The sequence below is a fragment of the Psychromonas arctica genome (assembly GCF_036697365.1).
GTDB classification, from domain to species: Bacteria; Pseudomonadota; Gammaproteobacteria; order Enterobacterales; family Psychromonadaceae; genus Psychromonas; species Psychromonas arctica_A.
Window position 1 is genome coordinate 64,448 of the sequence record NZ_JBAHZA010000007.1, and the last position, 19,302, is coordinate 83,749.

A 19,302-nucleotide genomic window follows, 5' to 3' on the forward strand; every position below is an offset into this window, starting at 1 on the left:
TGTCTTCCTTATTCGATAATATCGCCACGTAATAAATACTTACAGAAAGCTGAAGTACTTACGAAGCCAAGCAGTGCAATCAATAGTGCACTTTCATAATAGATCGCAGATCCTTGATGAATCCCTAACAATATGATCAGAGCAATACTATTAATGTACATAGTATCAACAGCAATAATTCTATCTGGAGTTGTTGGACCAATGATTAAACGCCAAGCATTTAGTGCTAAAGCACAACAAATTAACGCACAAGCAATCAGTATAGCGATACTTAACATCCAAAAATCTCCTTTAAAGGTGCTTCATAACGAGCTTTGATAAGCTTAATTAATGCCTGCTCATCTTCCAGGTGTAACACATGAACATACAGCCACTCTCTACTATCTGACAGCTCCACACTTACCGTACCCGGTGTTAAAGAAACACTACTGGTAAATATAGTAAGTGGTACAGACCCTTTAATATCTAGAGGCACAGCAATAAAAGCAGGCTTTAAAGTGCGATTACTTTGTAAAACTCGCTTCGCTACATCGTAATTAGATACAACAATGTCAAATAGCAAACGACATGTATATGTTAATGCTTTAATAGGGTTTTTGGCTACCGCAGATTCTTCACTTAAAGGTGCTACAATCCAAGGAATAACAATAGCAAACACTGCACCTAACACCATATGGCCGCGGCTAAAGTCATGTAAAATCTGCCACACTAACCATAATAAAATACTGTGATATGGAGTGGGAAACCAAACAAATTTACGTACTTTGTCCATTATTTAGTCACCTCATTCAGTTGTTGTAAACTTAAGCCGGATTTAAGTTGCTCTGCTGCCAATTGTGCATAATCACTGACCGTCCCTCCAAAGATAACCATCAAAGGTAGTATTGCGACTAATAATCCAATCGCTAGGTATTGATTAGGATGTCCCTTTAATGCACTAGTGTTTGCACCAGTGGTTTTCCAAAACAAGGAAGTACCCGCGCGAGATAAAGCGATCAACGCGATCAAACCACCACCAAGTAAAATTGGGAACACCCACATTGCTTGGCTAGCTACCGTTACAGATTGGAGAATCAATGCTTTGCCTACAAACCCTGATAATGGAGGCATACCAATTAAAGCGATAGCTAACAGAGCAAAAATAAAGCCCAATATGCCTGATTGCGACATTGCTCTCGCGGCAACAAAGCGATCCTCAGCTTGACCACGTTGTTGTTGTATTAATCCAGCTAACAAGAACATAGCAGCACAAGCCACTGTACTATGTAATAAATAATAAATACCTGCGGCAGTAGCTTGCACCGTATTCAAACTAATAGTTATCAACAATGTACCTACTGAAACAATGACTAAATTACTACAAAGTACACGTAGACTTTTACTCGCAAGTAGTGCAATCGAACCAGCCACAATGGTTAATAAAGCAATTGGCCATAACCATGGCAAAGCTATATTTGCTAATTCTCCGGCTTGATCACCGAATATCACCCCGTGTACTCGCCAGATACTATAGATACCGACTTTAGTCATAATGGCGAATAATGCCGCCACTGGTGTACTTGTTGCTGAATAAGCTTTAGGTAGCCAAAAATGTAACGGTAACATCGCGGCTTTTAAACCAAAAACGGCCAACAATAATAAAGCACCAGATTTAGCAATCAGCAATTCATTACTTGAAAGCAATGGGACTCTATCAGCCATATCTGCAAAATTAAGCGTTCCTAAGGTTCCGTATAAAGTCCCTAAACCAAACAGAAATAGTGAAGATCCAATTAAGTTAAGAAAAACATAATGTATGTTTGCCTGTGTTCGGTGCTTTCCTCCCCCATGAATCATGAGAGAATATGAAGCAATCAATAACACTTCGAAAAATACAAATAAGTTAAATGCATCGCCCGTTAAAAATGCGCCATTAATTCCCATTACTTGAAACATAATCAATGAATAGAAAAATGCACCTGTTCTATCTTCTCCGCCCGTGGCATACAAAGTAACAGCTAAACCTAAAATAGCGCTCAAACAAACCATTAATACCGAGAAAAGATCTGCGACTAATACAATCCCAAACGGGGCAGACCAGTCACCAAGTACATAGGTTTGAATACCTTGCTCTTCAACTCTAAATAGCAACGCAAAGGCAACAACAACCATTAATAAATTAGTCGCAACGGCAACTATTCTTTGTGCGCTTAAAGAGTTATTTAAGCGCGGAAAAAGCATAACAACAGCAACAAAAAAAGGTATTAGTACCGGAAAGATAACTAAGTGATCAAACAAACTCATTAGGATTTTTCCTCAGCTAAAGGATCAAAGGGCTCTATTCCATCTACGTGATCACTGCCTAAATCGGCACGCCCACGCATAGCTAGAATTACCGCAAAAGCAGTCATGGCAAAGCCAATCACAATAGCCGTTAATACTAAGGCTTGTGGCAATGGATCCGCGTAATTTTCACTACTACTTAACACAGCAGGTTCGCCTATGGTCAATCCACCACTAGCAAATAAAAACAAGTTAACAGCATAAGATAACAAAGTAAGTCCAATAACTAGGGTAAAAGTATGTCCTCGGAGCATTAAAAATATGCCGCAAGCACTCATGAAGCCAACACAAATCGCGTAGACTAATTCCATTATCTTTCTCCTACTGTTAGTCGATCTTTTGTCGTTAACTTACCTAAACTTGCTAAGATTAATAATGTCGCACCAATCACGGTAAAGTACACACCAATATCAAAAACTAATGCACTAGCAAGTTCAAATTTACCTATCCAAGGTAATGACACATATTCAAACCAAGACGTTAAGAACGGACGACCAAAGATCCAACTTCCTAATCCAGTCAATCCAGCAATGGTCAATCCAGCTGCAATCATATAGTGGTAGCTCACATTCACCCTTTTCTCCATCCAATCAACACCATGTGCAAGGTATTGTTGAATTAAGGCAATTGATGTAATTAAACCAGCAATGAAGCCACCACCTGGTAAGTTATGTCCACGCATAAAGATATAAGCAGAAATAAGCAAAAATAGTGGCAATAAGCTTTGTGAAACAACCGACAACAATACAGGATATTTATCTTTAGCCCACAAACGTCCATCGTAGTCTTTGGTACGCATTGATAAACGCATACGAGCGATAAGTTTATGGATACCTAAGGCAGCAATACCAAGTACTGTTATCTCACCAAAAGTATCAAAACCACGGAAATCAACCAAGATGACATTCACTACGTTAGTACCGCCACCGCCTGTTTTCGAATTAGCTAAAAAGAACTCAGAAATACTATCTAAAGGATGTGTCATTAACGCAAAACAAATCGCACCAATAATACAACCAATGAATGATGCGACCGTTAAATCACGTACAAAATGACTAGGGCGGCTTTTACTGGTTGGAGTTTGTTGTGGGAAAAAATATAAAGCCAACAACAATAGAATCACCGTTACAATTTCTACTGACAGTTGTGTGAGCGCTAAGTCAGGTGCGGAGAAGTAAGCAAATGTGATCGAAACGACCAAACCAACTAACGACAGCATCAACAATGCAATTAAACGGTAATGACTCCAAATAATAGTAGCAAGAGAGCCAGCAATAATTAAGATTGCAGCAACAAGCACAGCGCCATTAATAGGTGTTTCAGGCAGACTTCCTCTCGTTGTATCTAAATCAAATAAAGGCGGTGCAATAAGCAATAATGCAAAGAAACAGAGACAAAAAGCATAGCGCTGCAAAGATCCATTCTCTAATTTCATATTGACCTTTTGTGCCCAAGCCACAGCAGCCTGAATACAAGATTCAAATACAATTTTTGCATCAATATCAGGGAACATTCCTGCAAATTTAAACAAATGTTTTCGGTTTAAATAAATAGCAACACCACCTGTAGCAGCCAAACCACTCATTAATAATGGGAGGTTAAATCCATGCCAGATAGATAGGCTATATTCAGGTAACTCATGATTAAGCACAGCTAGAGAAGTACTTTCCAATAACGGACCAATAGTATAATTAGGGAAAATACCAACCAATAAACAAATAGTCACTAGGATTTCTACTGGGACACGCATGTAACGTGGCGGTTCATGCGGTGTTTTGGTTAAACCTTTTGGCTCGCCGTTGAAGAAAACATCATGAATAAAACGGAGAGAGTAAGCGACAGAAAAAGCACCAGCAATAGTCGCTAAAACAGGGATTAACCAAGACATAGCACCTAAAATACTTTGCTCTAATGTTTCAGCAAAAAACATCTCTTTAGACAAGAAACCATTCAGTAGAGGAACCCCTGCCATCGACGCAGAAGCAACCATTGCTAACGTAGCAGTAATAGGCATATATTTCAGTAACCCATTAATTTTACGCATGTCACGCGAGCCTGATTCGTGGTCGATAATACCTGCAGCCATGAATAATGACGCTTTAAAAACCGCATGGTTCATAATATGAAATATCGCAGCAATGGCTGCTAATTCAGTATTTAAACCAAGTAACAATACGATCAAGCCAAGGTGACTAATCGTTGAGTAAGCTAATAAGCCTTTTAAATCATGTTTAAATAATGCCGTATAAGCGCCCAATAACAGAGTAAATAAACCCGTTAAAGAAACCACCACAAACCACGTTTCTGTACCAGCTAATACAGGATAAAAACGGGCTAATAAGAAAATACCCGCTTTTACCATAGTTGCAGAGTGTAAGTAAGCACTTACAGGTGTTGGAGCTGCCATCGCATGAGGCAACCAAAAATGGAACGGAAATTGAGCAGATTTAGTAAATGCACCAATTAAAAATAAACTTAAAATAGCAATATAGTATGGGCTTTGTTTTACCAACTCACCACTATTTAAAACAACATCTAATTCGTAACTACCAACCACTTGGCCTAATAATATGATCCCGGCTAATAGTGCTAAACCACCAGCACCAGTTATTGTAAGGGCCATTCTAGCGCCTTTACGGGCATCACTATTGTGCGACCAAAAACCAATTAACAAGAATGAACTAATGCTAGTTAATTCCCAAAAAAACCAGAGCTGTAGCATATTATTTGACATGACAATACCCAACATGGCAGTCATAAACATAATCAAATAGCTATAAAAATAGCCCATGTTATCTTTTTCAGATAAGTAATAACGTGCATACAAGATAACCAGTAAACCAATCCCTAAGATCAAGATACTAAATAATGCAGCTAAACCATCAAGACGAAATGATAATGACAGCCCTAACTGAGGGATCCAATCAACGCTCTGACTAAAAGATTCTCCAGCTAATACCGCGGGTAAATCTAAGAAAATTAAGCCAAGAGCTAGAGCTGGCAGTAATGCAGTCGCCAGCGTACATGCGCTGCGGTTAAGTTTATTGGCAAGTAAAGGAACGATAATCCCAAACATGGGTAAAAATGGCACCCAGAAATAATGCATTTACGCTAAGCTCCGTTGGCTAAATAGTTGGTATTTTTAAACTACGATAGTGATTAATGAGGGAAAAATCAATGCCTTATTATGTCATATATCAATAAACAACTGATTATAATACGTTTCTATTTTCTTTATTAAATTGAAACTAAAGTCACACCTTTTATTATTCTTATTTTAATGTGGTTTAATATCGACTTCACCTCAGTAAAGCCAATTAAATAGCATTAATTATCAGTTAGTTAAGATATGTCAGGATTGTATAATACTCATTATATACAATAAACTATTTAAATTTTGTGTAGGATAATACTTATGTGGAATTAATTTGTTTGCTTGCCATAAAACAGATTATTGGACGCGAGATCGCTGGTACTTACAAAAGCTGTAGAAGCTGATTTCTCAAACACCAGATACAAAAAAACCAAGCAAATAGCTTGGTTTTAAAGTTTATTTTCACTAAGAAAACTTGGAGCGGGCAGCGGGAATCGAACCCGCATCATCAGCTTGGAAGGCTGAGGTAATAGCCATTATACGATGCCCGCAAAACTGCATCGGTAGCGTAAGCTACATAGCAAAAAACAATGCTATTGCATTGTTCTCTACTGCCTCACTGTGACAAGCGAGATAAATATGGTGGAGGGAGGTGGATTCGAACCACCGAAGCTTTCGCGACAGATTTACAATCTGTTCCCTTTGGCCACTCGGGAACCCCTCCAGGACTTAGATGGTGCCGACTACCGGAGTCGAACTGGTGACCTACTGATTACAAGTCAGTTGCTCTACCTACTGAGCTAAGTCGGCGCTGTCTAAGTGCCGCGAATATTAAAGAACTTGAGCTTGCCTTGCAAGTGTTTATTAGTAAAAAAACACAGTTTTTTGTTTGTTTGCTCAAAAACAAATCAATTTTGTTGATTTAGTCTAATTATTCGCCAAGCGTAGCGATATTTCACCGCCAATGTAAGGAGTAACCTGTTGATCGACCTCTAACAGCAATGCACCTTGCTCATTAATTCCTCTGCATATTCCTTTTTGAATTTTATCAGCCATAATCAGATTAACATCCTGATTCAAGAAACAATCTAGTTCAAACCAACGAGCTAAAAATGGCGATAAACCTTTTTCTTCGTAATCTGCTAACAGAGTTTGCAATTCGGTAATTAATAACCCCGACAAGTGGTTCCGATCGATAGGCTGAGCATTAATTGTATTGAGATCTGTCCAAGGTTGATCAATGGCGTCTGCTTGGTGTGCAGGCATTCTAATATTAATGCCAATGCCAATCACACAATGACACACCTCAGAAGCTTGCGCGTTTAACTCAATTAATATGCCTGCGAGTTTTTTTCCTTGATAATACAGGTCATTAGGCCATTTCAGCCCTACAGCTTGAATACCAAGTTTCTCTAGTGCATTAACCACAGCAATTCCCACCAGCAAGCTTAAACCGGAAGCTTTTTCTATGCCTGCCTCTAAACGCCAATACATTGAGAAATAAAGGTGTGAAGCAAACGGTGAGACCCACTGTCTACCTCGTCTACCTCGGCCAGCAGTTTGGCATTCAGTAATACAGGTTTGACCGTTTGTTAAATTCGGAATTTTATCCAATAAGTATTCATTAGTAGAAGGTAATATCTGCTCTACATGAACATTATTCATTCCACTAATTTCGCGAATAGCTTGTTGGCTTAACAAAGCGAGCGGTGTAGCACTACAATACCCTTTGCCTGTTACTTTATATATATCTAGCCCAATCTCTTGTAATGCTTTGATATAGTTATTAACAGACGTTCTTGATACGCCTAATAACTCACCTATTTTTTCACCAGAGTGAAACTCACCATCAGCTAATAAAGCCAGCAGTTTATTACCTTTTTCATTTAATTCAGACATTGTCTATAACCTGTAATAAGTCAGTTTCGCCCTGAGCATCAATAAATCGTACTTCATGTTCTAATAAGACAGCAAACTTTTGTAATACTTGTTCTCTAACAAACCAAGCTAATTGAATAACATCATCAGCAGTCGCCCTACCATCTTCATTAATTAATACCAAAGCTTGTTGTAAATGAACTGCAGCCCCACCAATTTTATGGCCTTTTAAGCCACATTGATCAATTAACCAACCAGCTGCTAACTTCACATTACCATCTTGCTGAGGGTAATGTGGCATATCAGAATGATGAGATAATAATTGTTCACTTAAATATTCACTGACTATTGGGTTTTTAAAGAAACTACCTGCATTGCCTAATACTTTAGGATCTGGCAATTTCTCAGTGCGAATACGACAAACACTATCAAATATTTGCAGTGCACTCACTGACTCTTCGGTTTCATTTAAACCTTGTAGAAGGCCGTATTGGCAATGTGCTTGCCATTGCTTAGGAAGTTTCAATGAAACAGAGGTAATTAATACGCGATCCTTTAACTCGCCTTTGAAAATACTATCTCGATAAGCAAACTTACATTGTTCGTTAGTTAGAGAATGAGCACTGCCATCAATTAAATCGATATAATCCACTTGTACACAAAAATCTTTCAATTCAACGCCATAAGCACCAATATTTTGTACAGGTGCTGCGCCTACTACGCCAGGAATCAATGCAAGATTCTCTAAACCGTTGATGCCCTGCTCTACCGTCTGCTCAACCAATTGGTGCCAATCTTCGCCTGCTGCAACCTCTAATAAATGATATTCAGATGTTTCTGTATGCTTAATTCCCATTAACTCAACTTTAATCACTAACCCATCAAAGTCATCACAAAATAATGTGTTGCTACCGCCACCTAAGACTAAAATTGGTCTACTTTCTTCTTTTGTTTTTTTGATTAAGGCTAATAGTTCAGCATGCTGAGATAAGTCAGTAAAATGAAAAAGCAAATGTGCCTCAGCATCAATTGAAAAGCTATTAAAGGCCTTGAGAGAGCTGTTTTTTTCAATCATGATAATCCTTTATGGTATTTATTTAACTGCACTTACTATGTATTCATCATACATTATCAAACACTTGAAACAAATAAACAGGATTTTCAATGGATGTTAAGACATTACAATGTAGTGAACTAGATGGGGTACAAATCCCTTTAGTAAACCAATTTTATAAACAGGTATACAAAAAAGGCTTGGCTAATAAAAGCGAGCAAGTCTTTGTAATCAAAACGACTCAAATAGTCTGTGCAGCAAGATTAAAAAAGGTAAATAATGATAAATTGTTAACCGGTGTCGCTTGTCATCCAGACTACCGCCACCAAGGTTTGGCAAGTGAATTAATCCAATATATTTTAGAGTTACAAACTGAGGTAATTTATTGTTTTCCTTATCCTCATTTGCAAGATTTTTATCATCAATTAGGGTTTCAATTATTGCCGTTAGAACAGCTACCTACCAAACTGGCAGCGCAATACTCCCGTTACAATAGCCGTAAACCCTTATTATCTATGTGTCGAGATTCAGGTGCGCTTAAAGTTAAGTAAACAAATTTAATAAATGCTCATAACCTTGTGCAGCCATGTCATCTTTTTTTACGAAACGTAATGAAGCAGAATTAATACAATAACGTAACCCTGTTGGTGCAGGACCATCCTCAAAGACATGTCCTAAGTGTGAATCTGCCTGTGCACTTCTCACTTCAGTACGCTGGGAAAATAATTTGGTATCGACCTTTTCAGTTAACTCGATATTTTCAATCGGCTGAGTAAAACTTGGCCAACCACAGTGTGCATCAAACTTATCTAGAGAGCTAAATAATGGTTCACCAGACACGATATCCACATAAATACCTTCTTCACGGTGATCCCAATAGATGTTATTAAAAGGGGGTTCAGTTCCTTCTAATTGAGTCACTTGGTATTGTAGCTCGTCTAATTGTTCTTTTAGTGCGTCCTGTGATGGCTTTTCAAATTTGCTCATGCGATTTCCTCTCTTTTATAGGTAGTCGATAGTACGATGTTTTCGGTAAAAGAAAAACACACAAAGATTACGGTCATTCTTTAGGATAAGACCACTGTTAAAAAATTACTTGTACTATCTTGTGACTAGACAGGTAAAATAAACAGGTTATCAAATATAAGGATTGAAAATGAAAGTCGTGGTTATTCCCGTTACCCCTTATCAACAAAACTGTAGTTTAATTATCTGCGAAGAAACAAAAAAAGCAGTCATTGTTGACCCAGGTGGGGAAAGTGAGCGTATTTTAAGTGCGGTTAAGAATCATAATGTTACTGTGGATAAAATTATTTTAACCCATGGGCATTTAGACCATGTAGGCGGCACAGAAGCACTATTAGCACAACTCGATATTCCAGTACTTGGGCCTGAAAAAGAAGATGCTTTTTGGTTAGAGCAACTTGAAACACAAAGTACAATGTTTGGTTTTCCACACACCACTAGCTTTAAACCATCAAAATGGCTAGAAGAAGGTGAAGAGCTTCACGTAGGTAATATTAAACTAGATATTTTACATATTCCTGGGCATACACCAGGCCATATCGCTTTGTTTGACGCTCAAAGCAAACAAGTAATTGTTGGGGATATTCTATTTAATGGTGCAGTAGGGCGTTCGGACTTCCCTCGAGGAGACCATCAACAGTTAATTTCTGGTATTAAGCAAAAACTATTAACCTTACCGCAAGATACATTAGTTTATCCTGGCCATGGCCCAACTACGACCATTGGTAAAGAGCAAAAAAGTAACCCTTACTTACGTTAATATGGTTAGCGAATAATCGCTTTGCATTGATTATTCGCATTTATATCTAATGTAAATGCTACATAGGTATTACTCTATCATTTACTGTCAGCTCACCTCTGTCTAAAGTTGCCTGTAGACTTAATTTACCTTCATCTTCATCCAATATGCGATTATTCAAAGCCACTTGTAAAAGCCCTGCAAATTCTGGCTGTCCAAGTAATGTATTAGGTAAATTGACATTAAGTGAACCATTACTGTAATCAATTAGCATTAATGGATTATTGGTGATATTTTGCAATGCAACATTTTTTTGAACATCAACCTGTAAGTTAGCATTCACTTCACCCCAAGGGGTTTTTGAAGATAGTTTCTTCAGCTCAACGCCAACACCTAAACTCATTAAATAACTCAAAGATTGACGTCTAATGCTAGGATCGTCGATATTCATTTTCAACTCATTTAATGCCGCAATATTCAATTTATTAAGGGCTAAAGAGAATTGTGTATCAGTGAAAGTTTGTGGGCCATTCTGTATAGTTTTTACTTCCCATGCATTTTTACTACTTAGTGTTAATCGGTCATCAGCAGTTGTACTCGCGCCATTTAGCTTGGCCTGTTGCAATGTCAGTTGCTTATCTGCCCGTTGGAAATCAAACTCTCCAATATCAATTTGGTATTGATAATCGATGAGGTGCGCAACCTCTAATTTGACAAAAGACGCTGCAATAACAATATCCTTCGCAGTAAAATGCTCATTTCCCACAATGCCGTTAAAACCGGCCCAATTTACATTCAGATCGCTTTGCTCACTTTTAAGATCATAGCCATAAGTCAGAGTTAATGCGCCTGTATCTAAAGTTTCTTGTGGCGTTTCATAAGTACCTTTAGGTAAAGATAGCTGCCCTTCTACTTTGCCCAATAAGTTAATTGACTCTGTAGATTTAAACCAGTCTTCAGTTTGAAAAAAAGTGTTCAATTTATTCTGCAATGATTGATCAGAAAAATGCATCGTATTGATTGAATTGGCTTTATAAGGGTAGTGGGTAATATCAGATGCCATCTGTATCTCTAGCGGCTCACGCTCTGGTAACGAAACTAATATTTTAAAGTCTGCATGCGCATTAAAAAATGACTTATGATAATTGACTAACTGAATATCAACATCAGGGTTATCAAGTTGAGCAATTTGCTCTTTTAATGTTTTTTCTATTTGAACACCAACAAAGTAAGTGCTGCCTAACAACAAACAACTTACTATTAAGGCACTCATAATGAACCATTTTCTCATTATAACCTCATCAAAAAAGCAGATAATTAAAACACCATCTAATCAACAGAAGAGAGAGTGAGATTTACTTCATTATTTATGCAAAACATTGTAGATTACAACAGTTAGATCATATTTATAGTCAGATTTTATGAAAATAAATTAAATCAAATGGCTTTTTAAATAATGCTCTTCTTCATTAGTTTATAAATGAAGCATGAATTTATTGATGGCTGCATATTAAAAACATTAATCTAATTGCACTAGCTTAACGTATTAGGTTTAGGAATAATCAAATTAGACAGGCATCAACCGCGTAGTCCATCACCTTTAAATAAGACGGCTAACTAATAAATATTATTGAGGGTCATTTATTGACTCGGCTTCCTTACTGGTACTATTGATAGCGTTAATAATAGTATCAAAGCGGAATAAAAAATTCGCACACTCCACAATTTATTATAAGCCTGCTAATGCAGGCTTTATGTTATTAATAAGGAATACAACATGGCTATTGACCAAATCTCAGAAGAAAAACATTTAAAGAAAATGAAAGCGGTAAAAGAAAAGCAAGATCAAAAAATTGCAGCAGCTAAAGAAGAGCGCGGTGTCAGTATTTTATTAGCGGGCCCGGGTAAGGGTAAAAGTAGCTCTGCTTTTGGTATGTTGGCGCGCTCATTAGGTCATGGGCACAAAGTAGCAGTGGTACAATTCTTAAAAGGTGCAATGTCGACAGGTGAAGAGAAATTCTTTAACAGCCATGACAATGTTGACTGGTTTACCATGGGAGATGGTTTTACTTGGGAAACTCAAAATCGCCAAAAAGATATTGATAGTGCACAAAAAGCTTGGGATAAAGCGGCTGAACTACTTGCTGATGATTCATACCAATTGGTTATCTTAGATGAAATCACTTATATGTTTAAATACCAATACCTTGAACTACAACCAACACTAGACGCACTGAAAAACCGTCCTCGTGACATGAATGTAGTCTTAACTGGTCGTGGTCCAAAACAAGAGTTAATCGATGCAGTTGATACTTACAGTATGATCCTTGCTGAGAAACATGCTTTTAAAGATGGTGTTAAAGCACAAGCAGGAATTGAGTGGTAATACTCGCCCTACTTATCAATTAAAAAAAGGGCTTGTCGTTAAATGCGACAAGCCCTTTTTTGATTAGCCTTCTCCAATTATTTAGGAGTACAACCAGTAACTTTATTTAATGCCTGAATGGCGTAATAGCGCATCAATTGATGGCTCACGTCCCATAAAGTTTTTAAACAAGGTCATAGGTGCTTCACTACCACCTTTCTCTAGAATATTATTCAAGAAAGAACGTCCAGTTTTAGCATCGAAAATGCCATTTTCTTCAAAGCGAGAAAACGCATCTGCAGACAACACTTCAGCCCATTTATAACTGTAATAACCTGCAGCGTAACCACCAGCGAAGATATGGCTAAAGCTATGTTGAAAACGATTAAATGATGGTGCTTTAATCACTGCAACCTTAGCTCTTACTTCACTTAGCACTACTTGTGCTTGGCCTGTATGACCAGCTTGGTACTGATGATGCAATAGGAAATCAAACAGTGAAAACTCAAGTTGACGAACCATTTGTAGTGCACTGTTGTAGTTTTTAGCCTGTAGCATCTTTTTCAGTAAATCAGATGGTAAAGTATCACCTGTATCAACATGCCCTGAGATTAATGCTAATGCTTCTGGCTCCCAGCACCAGTTTTCTAAGAATTGACTTGGTAACTCTACCGCATCCCAAGCAACACCATTAATGCCGGCTACGCCTGACGCTTCAACCTTAGTTAACATATGGTGAAGTCCGTGACCAAATTCATGGAATAATGTTACGACTTCATCATGTGTAAACAGTGCTTCTTGTTCACCCACTGGCTTATTAAAATTACACGTCAGGTAAGCCACAGGTAATTGTAAACTACCATCAACTTTGCGACGACGGCCTCGGCATGTATTCATCCATGCACCACCACGCTTATGAGCACGAGCATATAAATCGAGATAGAAACTACCTACTAACTCTTTTTGGCGGTTATAGATTTCAAAGAAACGTACATCTTGATGCCAAACATCAACATCTTTTGACTCTTGAATATTTAAGTCAAATAGACGATGTACAACGTCAAATAATCCAGAAACCACACGACTTTCAGGGAAATAAGGACGTAACTGTTCATCAGAGATTTGATAGCGCTGTTGTTTTAACAGTTCTGCATAGTAACTTAAGTCCCAAGACTCTAAAGTTTCTAGGCCATCTTTTTGTCGAGCAAACGCTAACACTTCGTCTCTTTCTTGCTCTGCTTGTTTTGTTGATTTTTCAGCAAGTTGAGTTAAAAAATCAATAACTTGATCCGGTTCATCAGCCATTTTAGTTGCCAAACTGTATTCACCGTAATCATTAAAATCGAGTAATTGTGCCAGCTCATGACGTAACGCTAAAATTTGCTCAATGATATCGCTGTTATCAAATTCGTTCGCATTAGGGCCTTGATCTGAAGCACGAGTAGCAAAGGCTGTGTACATTTCTTCGCGCAGTTCGCGATTTTCAGCATAAGACATGACCGCTAAGTAACTTGGGAAGTCTAGAGTAAATAAATACCCTTCCTGTTCTTTTTCTTGTGCTGCTTGTTGTGCTGCTGCAATCGCTGTTTTTGGCAAACCAGCTAACAAATCGAGATCTGTAACCAATTTACTCCACGCTAACGTTGCATCCATTACATTATTGCTAAAGGTTGATTGTAATTGCGAAAGCTGTTGTTTAATTTCACCGTAACGTTTTTGTTTTTCTTCGCTAAGTGCAATACCGGCTAATTTAAAGTCACGTAATTCGTTTTCAATAACTTTTTGTTGTGCGCCTGTTAATTCTGAAAAATCACTGCTGTTAGCAATGCTTAAATAAGCCTCATATAGCCCTTGATGTTGGACAACATAAGTTCCGTATTCTGAAAACAAACCAAGGCAGGCATCATGTGCAGCACGTAATTCATCGTTACTGACCACTGAGTTCATGTGGGAAATTGGAGACCAAAGCTTGCCAAGATGATCATCTGCTTCATCTAATACGGCAACAAAGTTATCCCAAGTGTAAGTATCTAGCTCAGCTAATTTTTGTTCAATTAAGGCTTTATTATCGGCAATAGTTTGTTTAACAATCGGCTCTATTTCAGCGATTTTTAATTGGCTAAACAAAGGAAGGCCATCTGTTTTTAATAAACTTGAATCTTTTATCGTAGTCATAGCATTCATCTTATCTGAGAAGGAATTAATAATATGAGGCTAAGAGTCACAAAATTCAAGGTATCAGCACAGCAAGGAAACATATATTTCAAGCAAATACGTAAAAGTTATCTAATATAATGACTTAGCGCCTCATAAATATGTTAAAGAATGAGACTAGGTGGTAATCTTATCTATAACAATTTGGGTAGTAGGTTCACATAAATATTAAGAAATATAATGCAATCATTAATTAATTTACAATCATTTAAAATGAAAAATAGTTTGTCGATTCGTCTACTTTCTTATGTTTTAGTATGCAGTTTTACCTTGGCGATTATCATTACACTATTGCAGCTACTATTTAATTATCAAAATAATTTAACCAAAATTAATGCCAATATAGCGCAAGTTGAATCTAGCTTTGTTGAACCATTAGCGAATAGCCTCTGGAATTTTGACAAAGAACAAATAGAAGCACAAAGCAAAGGCATTATTAACCTGCCTTATATGCAATACGTCAAAGTTTACGAAGTCGTCGGTAATACTGAGGTAGCGATTGCTCACCAAGGAATTTTCCAAGATAAATATGACATCACGGCTAAATTTGATTTAATCCACCAAAGACAAATTGTAGGCACTTTGTTTGTCGCAGCTTCACTCGATCAGGTCTATCAACAATTACTCGACGATGCGTTATCGATTTTGATTAGCCAAACGTTAAAGATCATGGTCGTCGCCATTTGTATCCTGCTTATTATCTATTACACCGTAATTCGACATATCAATAAAATTGCTTTGTACACTCGTAATATTAAGCTTTCGTCGCATAATAAAAACTTAGTGTTAGATGGACGTAAAGCTAATCTTTCCGCTTCGAGCGATGAGTTAGATGAACTAGTTTATCTACTGAATAAAATGCAAAGAAGGATTGTGGCAGAGTTAACCGACAAAGAGATCGCCATTAATGCATTACAGCAAGAGCGAGACTTCTCAGCCACAATTATTAACTCCTCCAGCACTATCATCTGTTGTTTAGATGCGGATCTGAAAATAGCCACCATTAACCCAGCTGCCGTGATCCTTACAGGTTACTCTCAAGAAGAATTAAACCAAAAAAATTGGTTAGATATTTTTGTGTTAACAGAGCGTCGACCAGAATTACAAGAAAAGCTTTCTGACAACGAGCCTTTGTACGGCATTGAAATTGATATGCATGATCAAATGGGTGAAGTTAATACATTGCTTTGGACCTTCTCTGCTTTTTATGAGGGAATGGACGTTAAATATTTGATTGGATTTGGCCACGATATAACGCAACAAAAACAGGTCGAGCAACAAATACTGCAACTCAACGATCAGCTAGAAGATAAAGTGAATAAACGTACCGCAGCTTTAACAGCGAGTAATGCGCAAATGGTACAAACGGTTGAGCAACTAAAGCGTACACAGCAAACACTGGTAGAATCGAAAAAAATGGCATCATTAGGTAGTTTAGTAGCTGGTGTTGCTCATGAAATTAACACACCTATTGGTATGAGCGTTACGACCGCTTCAGCTTTACAAGAAGAGATATATACATTAAGTGAGCATCTCCAAGGAGCTGAACTTTCTCGCACTTATTTAAAGCACTTTGTAGAGCAATCCCAAGAATCGAGTAAACAATTACACAGCAATTTAAAACGAGCAGCTGAATTAATTAGCAGCTTCAAACAGGTTGCAGTAGATCAATCTTCTGAGTCTTGTTATGCCTTCAACCTTAAAGAGAATGTCGAGCAAGTTGCTATCTCTTTAAAACACAAAATAAAGCAAAGCAAAACGCAAGTTCATATTGAATGCCCTGATGGACTCGCAATGTATAGTTTCCCGGGTAGTTTTGTACAAATTTATTCAAACTTAATTATTAATTCTATTATTCATGGCTTCCATGATTGGTCAGGCGAACGCAATATTTTTATTAATATAGCGTTGCAAGAAAATACATTAATGATTGATTATCGAGATACGGGAAGAGGTATAGCTGAGGATATAGCACAGCGTATTTTTGACCCCTTTGTGACGTCGCAAAAAGGATCGGGTGGTAGCGGCTTAGGAACGCATATTGTTTACAATATTGTTAGTCAATTATTTAAAGGAAATATTGAATATATCGCAGAAGCGGAGGGAGCACGTTTTGTTATGTCCATCCCTTATCGTGCCAGTATGAATGGTTAATAAACAGATACAAGCCTCTGTCGTAGAATCTACGACAGAGGCTTTCGACTAGTTTTCGTCGTTTTCTTGTATTGGCGATACTACTGTTTCTTGTTCAACTTCAAGTAAGTCATGTTCACCGTACCATTGCGCAATTTTACGCTCTAATACATCAACACCTAACCCTTTTAACGATGAAAACAGCTCCACCTGTACATCACCTTCAAAGTTTTTTGCTTCTTCACGCATTTTTAATAATGTCGCTTTACGCGCGCCTTGTTTTAACTTATCAGCTTTAGTTAGCAGTGCTAATACAGGTATGTTGGCATCAATAGCCCAAAATATTAACTGCTGGTCTAGGTCTTTAAAAGGATGGCGTACATCCATTAGTACCACTAACCCTTTCAGTGATTCACGCTCTTGTAGGTATTCACCTAAAGACTTCTGCCACTTCAACTTCATTTCTAGTGGTACTTTGGCAAAACCATAACCCGGTAAATCGATTAATCTTTTACCTTCTTCAACTTCAAAGACGTTAATCAACTGCGTACGACCAGGCGTTTTACTCGTTCTTGCTAAACTTTTTTGACGAGTTAAACGATTTAAAGCACTCGATTTTCCAGCGTTAGAGCGCCCAGCGAAAGCGACTTCAATACCACTTTCAACAGGCAAATGCTTATCTAAATGACGAATATCTGGTGCACTAATTAAAAAGTGCGCTTTTTGAAAATGTATTTTTGGAAACTCCACGATATGCCTCATCTGTTTTATATAGCAATTTATTATATTCTTGAAAAACTATCTTATGACGGTTTTTATTTGTGCGCATTATAGCACGCCTAATTCAACAAACTTTAGGAATTAAATTCAGTGATGCTGAAAATTTATTGCACTCAAATTCCATATAATAAAATCTCCCAATCATGCTCTCAGCCATATTTCATCGTTAAACGAAAGACGATAAAAATCTTATGTTTAGCGCTCATTAAACAAAAAGAATCCAACGCTCTGTTTTACACATATAAACGACTCATTAAATAGAATTCCAAGTAGCATAGATTTAACTGTTGAAAAATGAAGATTGATTAAGGAAGCTTGATTGCTAAGCACCCTACAAACCTGTTATTCTGCGCACCATCAACACCCCAAATTTTGGTGTACAAACACCACTTCTCTTAATGTAATTGAATGTACTAATAACATTAAGGTAAAAACTGATATTTAAAGGTAACTATAAACATGTCTCGTTCTAAAAAAAGCCGTACAGCGGGTAACAGTGACGCTAAATTTGATGGCCGTAGAAAAGAAACGTCAACACAAGCAAAAGAAGCACGTGAAAAGAAACGTAAAGAAAAATTAAAAGGTAATAAAGCCGGCAATCGTAACGCAGTTGAAAGCAAACAAGGTACACAACAGAGTCAACGCCAAGCAAAAAATGACAAACGAGTTGGAAGCAAAAAACCAGTTGCACTGACGCTTAACGATAAACCGCAAGAAGCGGTTAAACCTAAAATCGATATGCAACCAAAAGTAAAAGTGGTGAAAAGCGCACCGGCTCCACAAAAGGCACCTGTCAAAATTTCACCAGAGAAAGAACTGGCGAATATCGAAAATGATGACCGCTTAAATGATCTTTTAGAGCAAGCTGAAACTGACCAACCTTTATCGAAAGAAGATCAAACTTGGGTTGATCAACAACTGAAACGCCATCAAGAACTAATGAAACAATTAGGTTGGGTGGACGATGAAGGCGAAGAAGATTTATTACAACAATTTGAAGACGCAAGTTCTGCATTGGATGAATTTAGATAGGTTAACCTTAATATGAATACAAGTATGATATTAGCAGTTGTCGCTGTTGTCGTTATTTTAGCCTTGGCTTTTTATGCTGGCATGTTGCTTAACAAAATTAAAACCCATAAAGCACGCGCCTTAAAAGCGGAACAAGCACAGGCGGAATTTAAACAACAAAAAGTTCAAGAGCGAAATAATAATATTGTAGAAAGTATTCGTTTTATTGCCAAAGCGACTATGCAAAAGCAATGTAATGTATCAGAAGCAGCGATTCGCTTAACAGTACTATTAGAAACGCTACAACTTGAAAAACCCGTTGATATTGCAGGAGATTACCCTGCTTTAACGGCTATGTTTGAAAAAGTTAAAGATATGCCTACGCATGAAGAGCGTAAGGCACGTCCAGTAAAAGAGATCAAAATATTAGACGTGAGACGCGAACTTTTTGAAGCTGAGATGGAAGAGGCAATCATTAAAGAAAGTGCTCTACTCGCAGAGTTTACTATTTAACATCAATTCTGATTAATGAAGGCAAATTATTGAAGCAATAATTTACTGTAAACATCCGTATAAATAGATGTGTGACTCACTTTTCTTATCCCGTATTGAGATTATTTAGTTCTCCCCTATCAATAAATAGCACTTTTTATTGCCTAAGCAACTGATGTAGCGCAATAAAGGAG

General features: G+C 37.5%; 17 protein-coding genes and 3 tRNA genes. 6 read left to right on the forward strand and 14 right to left on the reverse strand.

The genetic code is table 11. From position 1 onward, the window contains the following. Nucleotides 1–8: 8 nt before the first annotated feature. From V5290_RS09755 to murB, 10 genes are all read right to left on the reverse strand, one after another. The gene (locus V5290_RS09755; protein WP_333384737.1) at nucleotides 9–278 is read right to left on the reverse strand and encodes a K+/H+ antiporter subunit F; all 270 of its coding nucleotides are present in this window, start codon (nucleotides 276–278) and stop codon (nucleotides 9–11) included. Then, entirely contained in the window at nucleotides 272–772 is a 501-nt protein-coding gene (locus tag V5290_RS09760) for a Na+/H+ antiporter subunit E (RefSeq protein ID WP_333384739.1), read from the reverse strand. Before V5290_RS09760 ends, V5290_RS09755 begins: the two co-directional genes overlap by 7 nt. Next, on the reverse strand, nucleotides 772–2,283 hold the full coding sequence (locus V5290_RS09765; protein WP_333384741.1) for a monovalent cation/H+ antiporter subunit D: 1,512 nt from the start codon (nucleotides 2,281–2,283) through the stop codon (nucleotides 772–774). Before V5290_RS09765 ends, V5290_RS09760 begins: the two co-directional genes overlap by 1 nt. Beyond that, the gene (locus tag V5290_RS09770; protein ID WP_333384744.1) at nucleotides 2,283–2,633 is read right to left on the reverse strand and encodes a Na+/H+ antiporter subunit C; all 351 of its coding nucleotides are present in this window, start codon (nucleotides 2,631–2,633) and stop codon (nucleotides 2,283–2,285) included. Before V5290_RS09770 ends, V5290_RS09765 begins: the two co-directional genes overlap by 1 nt. Next, the gene (locus tag V5290_RS09775; RefSeq protein WP_333384747.1) at nucleotides 2,633–5,428 is read right to left on the reverse strand and encodes a monovalent cation/H+ antiporter subunit A; all 2,796 of its coding nucleotides are present in this window, start codon (nucleotides 5,426–5,428) and stop codon (nucleotides 2,633–2,635) included. Before V5290_RS09775 ends, V5290_RS09770 begins: the two co-directional genes overlap by 1 nt. A 464-nt stretch (nucleotides 5,429–5,892) precedes the next feature. Further along, a tRNA-Gly gene (locus tag V5290_RS09780) sits at nucleotides 5,893–5,967 on the reverse strand. An 89-nt stretch (nucleotides 5,968–6,056) separates the two neighbouring features. Next, nucleotides 6,057–6,140 (reverse strand) — tRNA-Tyr (locus V5290_RS09785). Nucleotides 6,141–6,150: 10 nt separating this feature from the next. Continuing rightward, nucleotides 6,151–6,226 (reverse strand) — tRNA-Thr (locus V5290_RS09790). 117 nt (nucleotides 6,227–6,343) lie between these two features. Continuing rightward, nucleotides 6,344–7,315, reverse strand: coding sequence for a bifunctional biotin--[acetyl-CoA-carboxylase] ligase/biotin operon repressor BirA (birA, locus tag V5290_RS09795; protein WP_333384749.1), 972 nt, complete (start codon nucleotides 7,313–7,315; stop codon nucleotides 6,344–6,346). Further along, the gene (gene murB / locus V5290_RS09800) at nucleotides 7,308–8,369 is read right to left on the reverse strand and encodes a UDP-N-acetylmuramate dehydrogenase (protein WP_333384752.1); all 1,062 of its coding nucleotides are present in this window, start codon (nucleotides 8,367–8,369) and stop codon (nucleotides 7,308–7,310) included. Before murB ends, birA begins: the two co-directional genes overlap by 8 nt. Before the next feature lie 89 nt (nucleotides 8,370–8,458). On the opposite strand from murB, the gene V5290_RS09805 reads away from it, so the two are divergent. Beyond that, entirely contained in the window at nucleotides 8,459–8,899 is a 441-nt protein-coding gene (locus tag V5290_RS09805; RefSeq protein ID WP_333384755.1) for a GNAT family N-acetyltransferase, read from the forward strand. On the opposite strand, the gene msrB is transcribed toward V5290_RS09805, so the two are convergent. After that, nucleotides 8,892–9,335: a peptide-methionine (R)-S-oxide reductase MsrB gene (gene msrB / locus V5290_RS09810; RefSeq protein ID WP_333384757.1), complete on the reverse strand. Its 444-nt coding sequence runs from the start codon at nucleotides 9,333–9,335 to the stop codon at nucleotides 8,892–8,894. The two genes, V5290_RS09805 and msrB, sit on opposite strands and share 8 nt — an antisense overlap. 169 nt (nucleotides 9,336–9,504) lie before the next feature. Between msrB and V5290_RS09815 the strand changes: the two genes are divergently transcribed. Continuing rightward, entirely contained in the window at nucleotides 9,505–10,134 is a 630-nt protein-coding gene (locus tag V5290_RS09815; protein ID WP_333384761.1) for an MBL fold metallo-hydrolase, read from the forward strand. A gap of 58 nt (nucleotides 10,135–10,192) precedes the next feature. On the opposite strand, the gene V5290_RS09820 is transcribed toward V5290_RS09815, so the two are convergent. Then, complete coding sequence (locus V5290_RS09820) at nucleotides 10,193–11,404, reverse strand: DUF945 family protein (RefSeq protein ID WP_333384765.1); 1,212 nt, start codon at nucleotides 11,402–11,404, stop codon at nucleotides 10,193–10,195. A 486-nt stretch (nucleotides 11,405–11,890) separates the two neighbouring features. Between V5290_RS09820 and cobO the strand changes: the two genes are divergently transcribed. After that, a complete protein-coding gene (gene cobO, locus V5290_RS09825; RefSeq protein ID WP_333384767.1) occupies nucleotides 11,891–12,499 on the forward strand; it encodes a cob(I)yrinic acid a,c-diamide adenosyltransferase in 609 nt (202 codons plus the stop codon). 102 nt (nucleotides 12,500–12,601) lie between these two features. On the opposite strand, the gene prlC is transcribed toward cobO, so the two are convergent. Next, nucleotides 12,602–14,653: an oligopeptidase A gene (prlC, locus tag V5290_RS09830; protein WP_333384769.1), complete on the reverse strand. Its 2,052-nt coding sequence runs from the start codon at nucleotides 14,651–14,653 to the stop codon at nucleotides 12,602–12,604. 219 nt (nucleotides 14,654–14,872) lie between these two features. Here prlC and V5290_RS09835 point away from each other — a divergent pair, with 219 nt between their 5' ends. After that, nucleotides 14,873–16,846: an ATP-binding protein gene (locus V5290_RS09835; RefSeq protein ID WP_333384772.1), complete on the forward strand. Its 1,974-nt coding sequence runs from the start codon at nucleotides 14,873–14,875 to the stop codon at nucleotides 16,844–16,846. A 48-nt stretch (nucleotides 16,847–16,894) separates the two neighbouring features. On the opposite strand, the gene yihA is transcribed toward V5290_RS09835, so the two are convergent. After that, on the reverse strand, nucleotides 16,895–17,575 hold the full coding sequence (gene yihA / locus V5290_RS09840) for a ribosome biogenesis GTP-binding protein YihA/YsxC (protein WP_333384775.1): 681 nt from the start codon (nucleotides 17,573–17,575) through the stop codon (nucleotides 16,895–16,897). Between the two features lie 489 nt (nucleotides 17,576–18,064). Between yihA and yihI the strand changes: the two genes are divergently transcribed. After that, a complete protein-coding gene (gene yihI, locus V5290_RS09845) occupies nucleotides 18,065–18,637 on the forward strand; it encodes a Der GTPase-activating protein YihI (protein WP_333384778.1) in 573 nt (190 codons plus the stop codon). A 12-nt stretch (nucleotides 18,638–18,649) separates the two neighbouring features. Next, nucleotides 18,650–19,129, forward strand: coding sequence for a DUF2489 domain-containing protein (locus V5290_RS09850; protein ID WP_333384781.1), 480 nt, complete (start codon nucleotides 18,650–18,652; stop codon nucleotides 19,127–19,129). Nucleotides 19,130–19,302 lie beyond the last annotated feature (173 nt).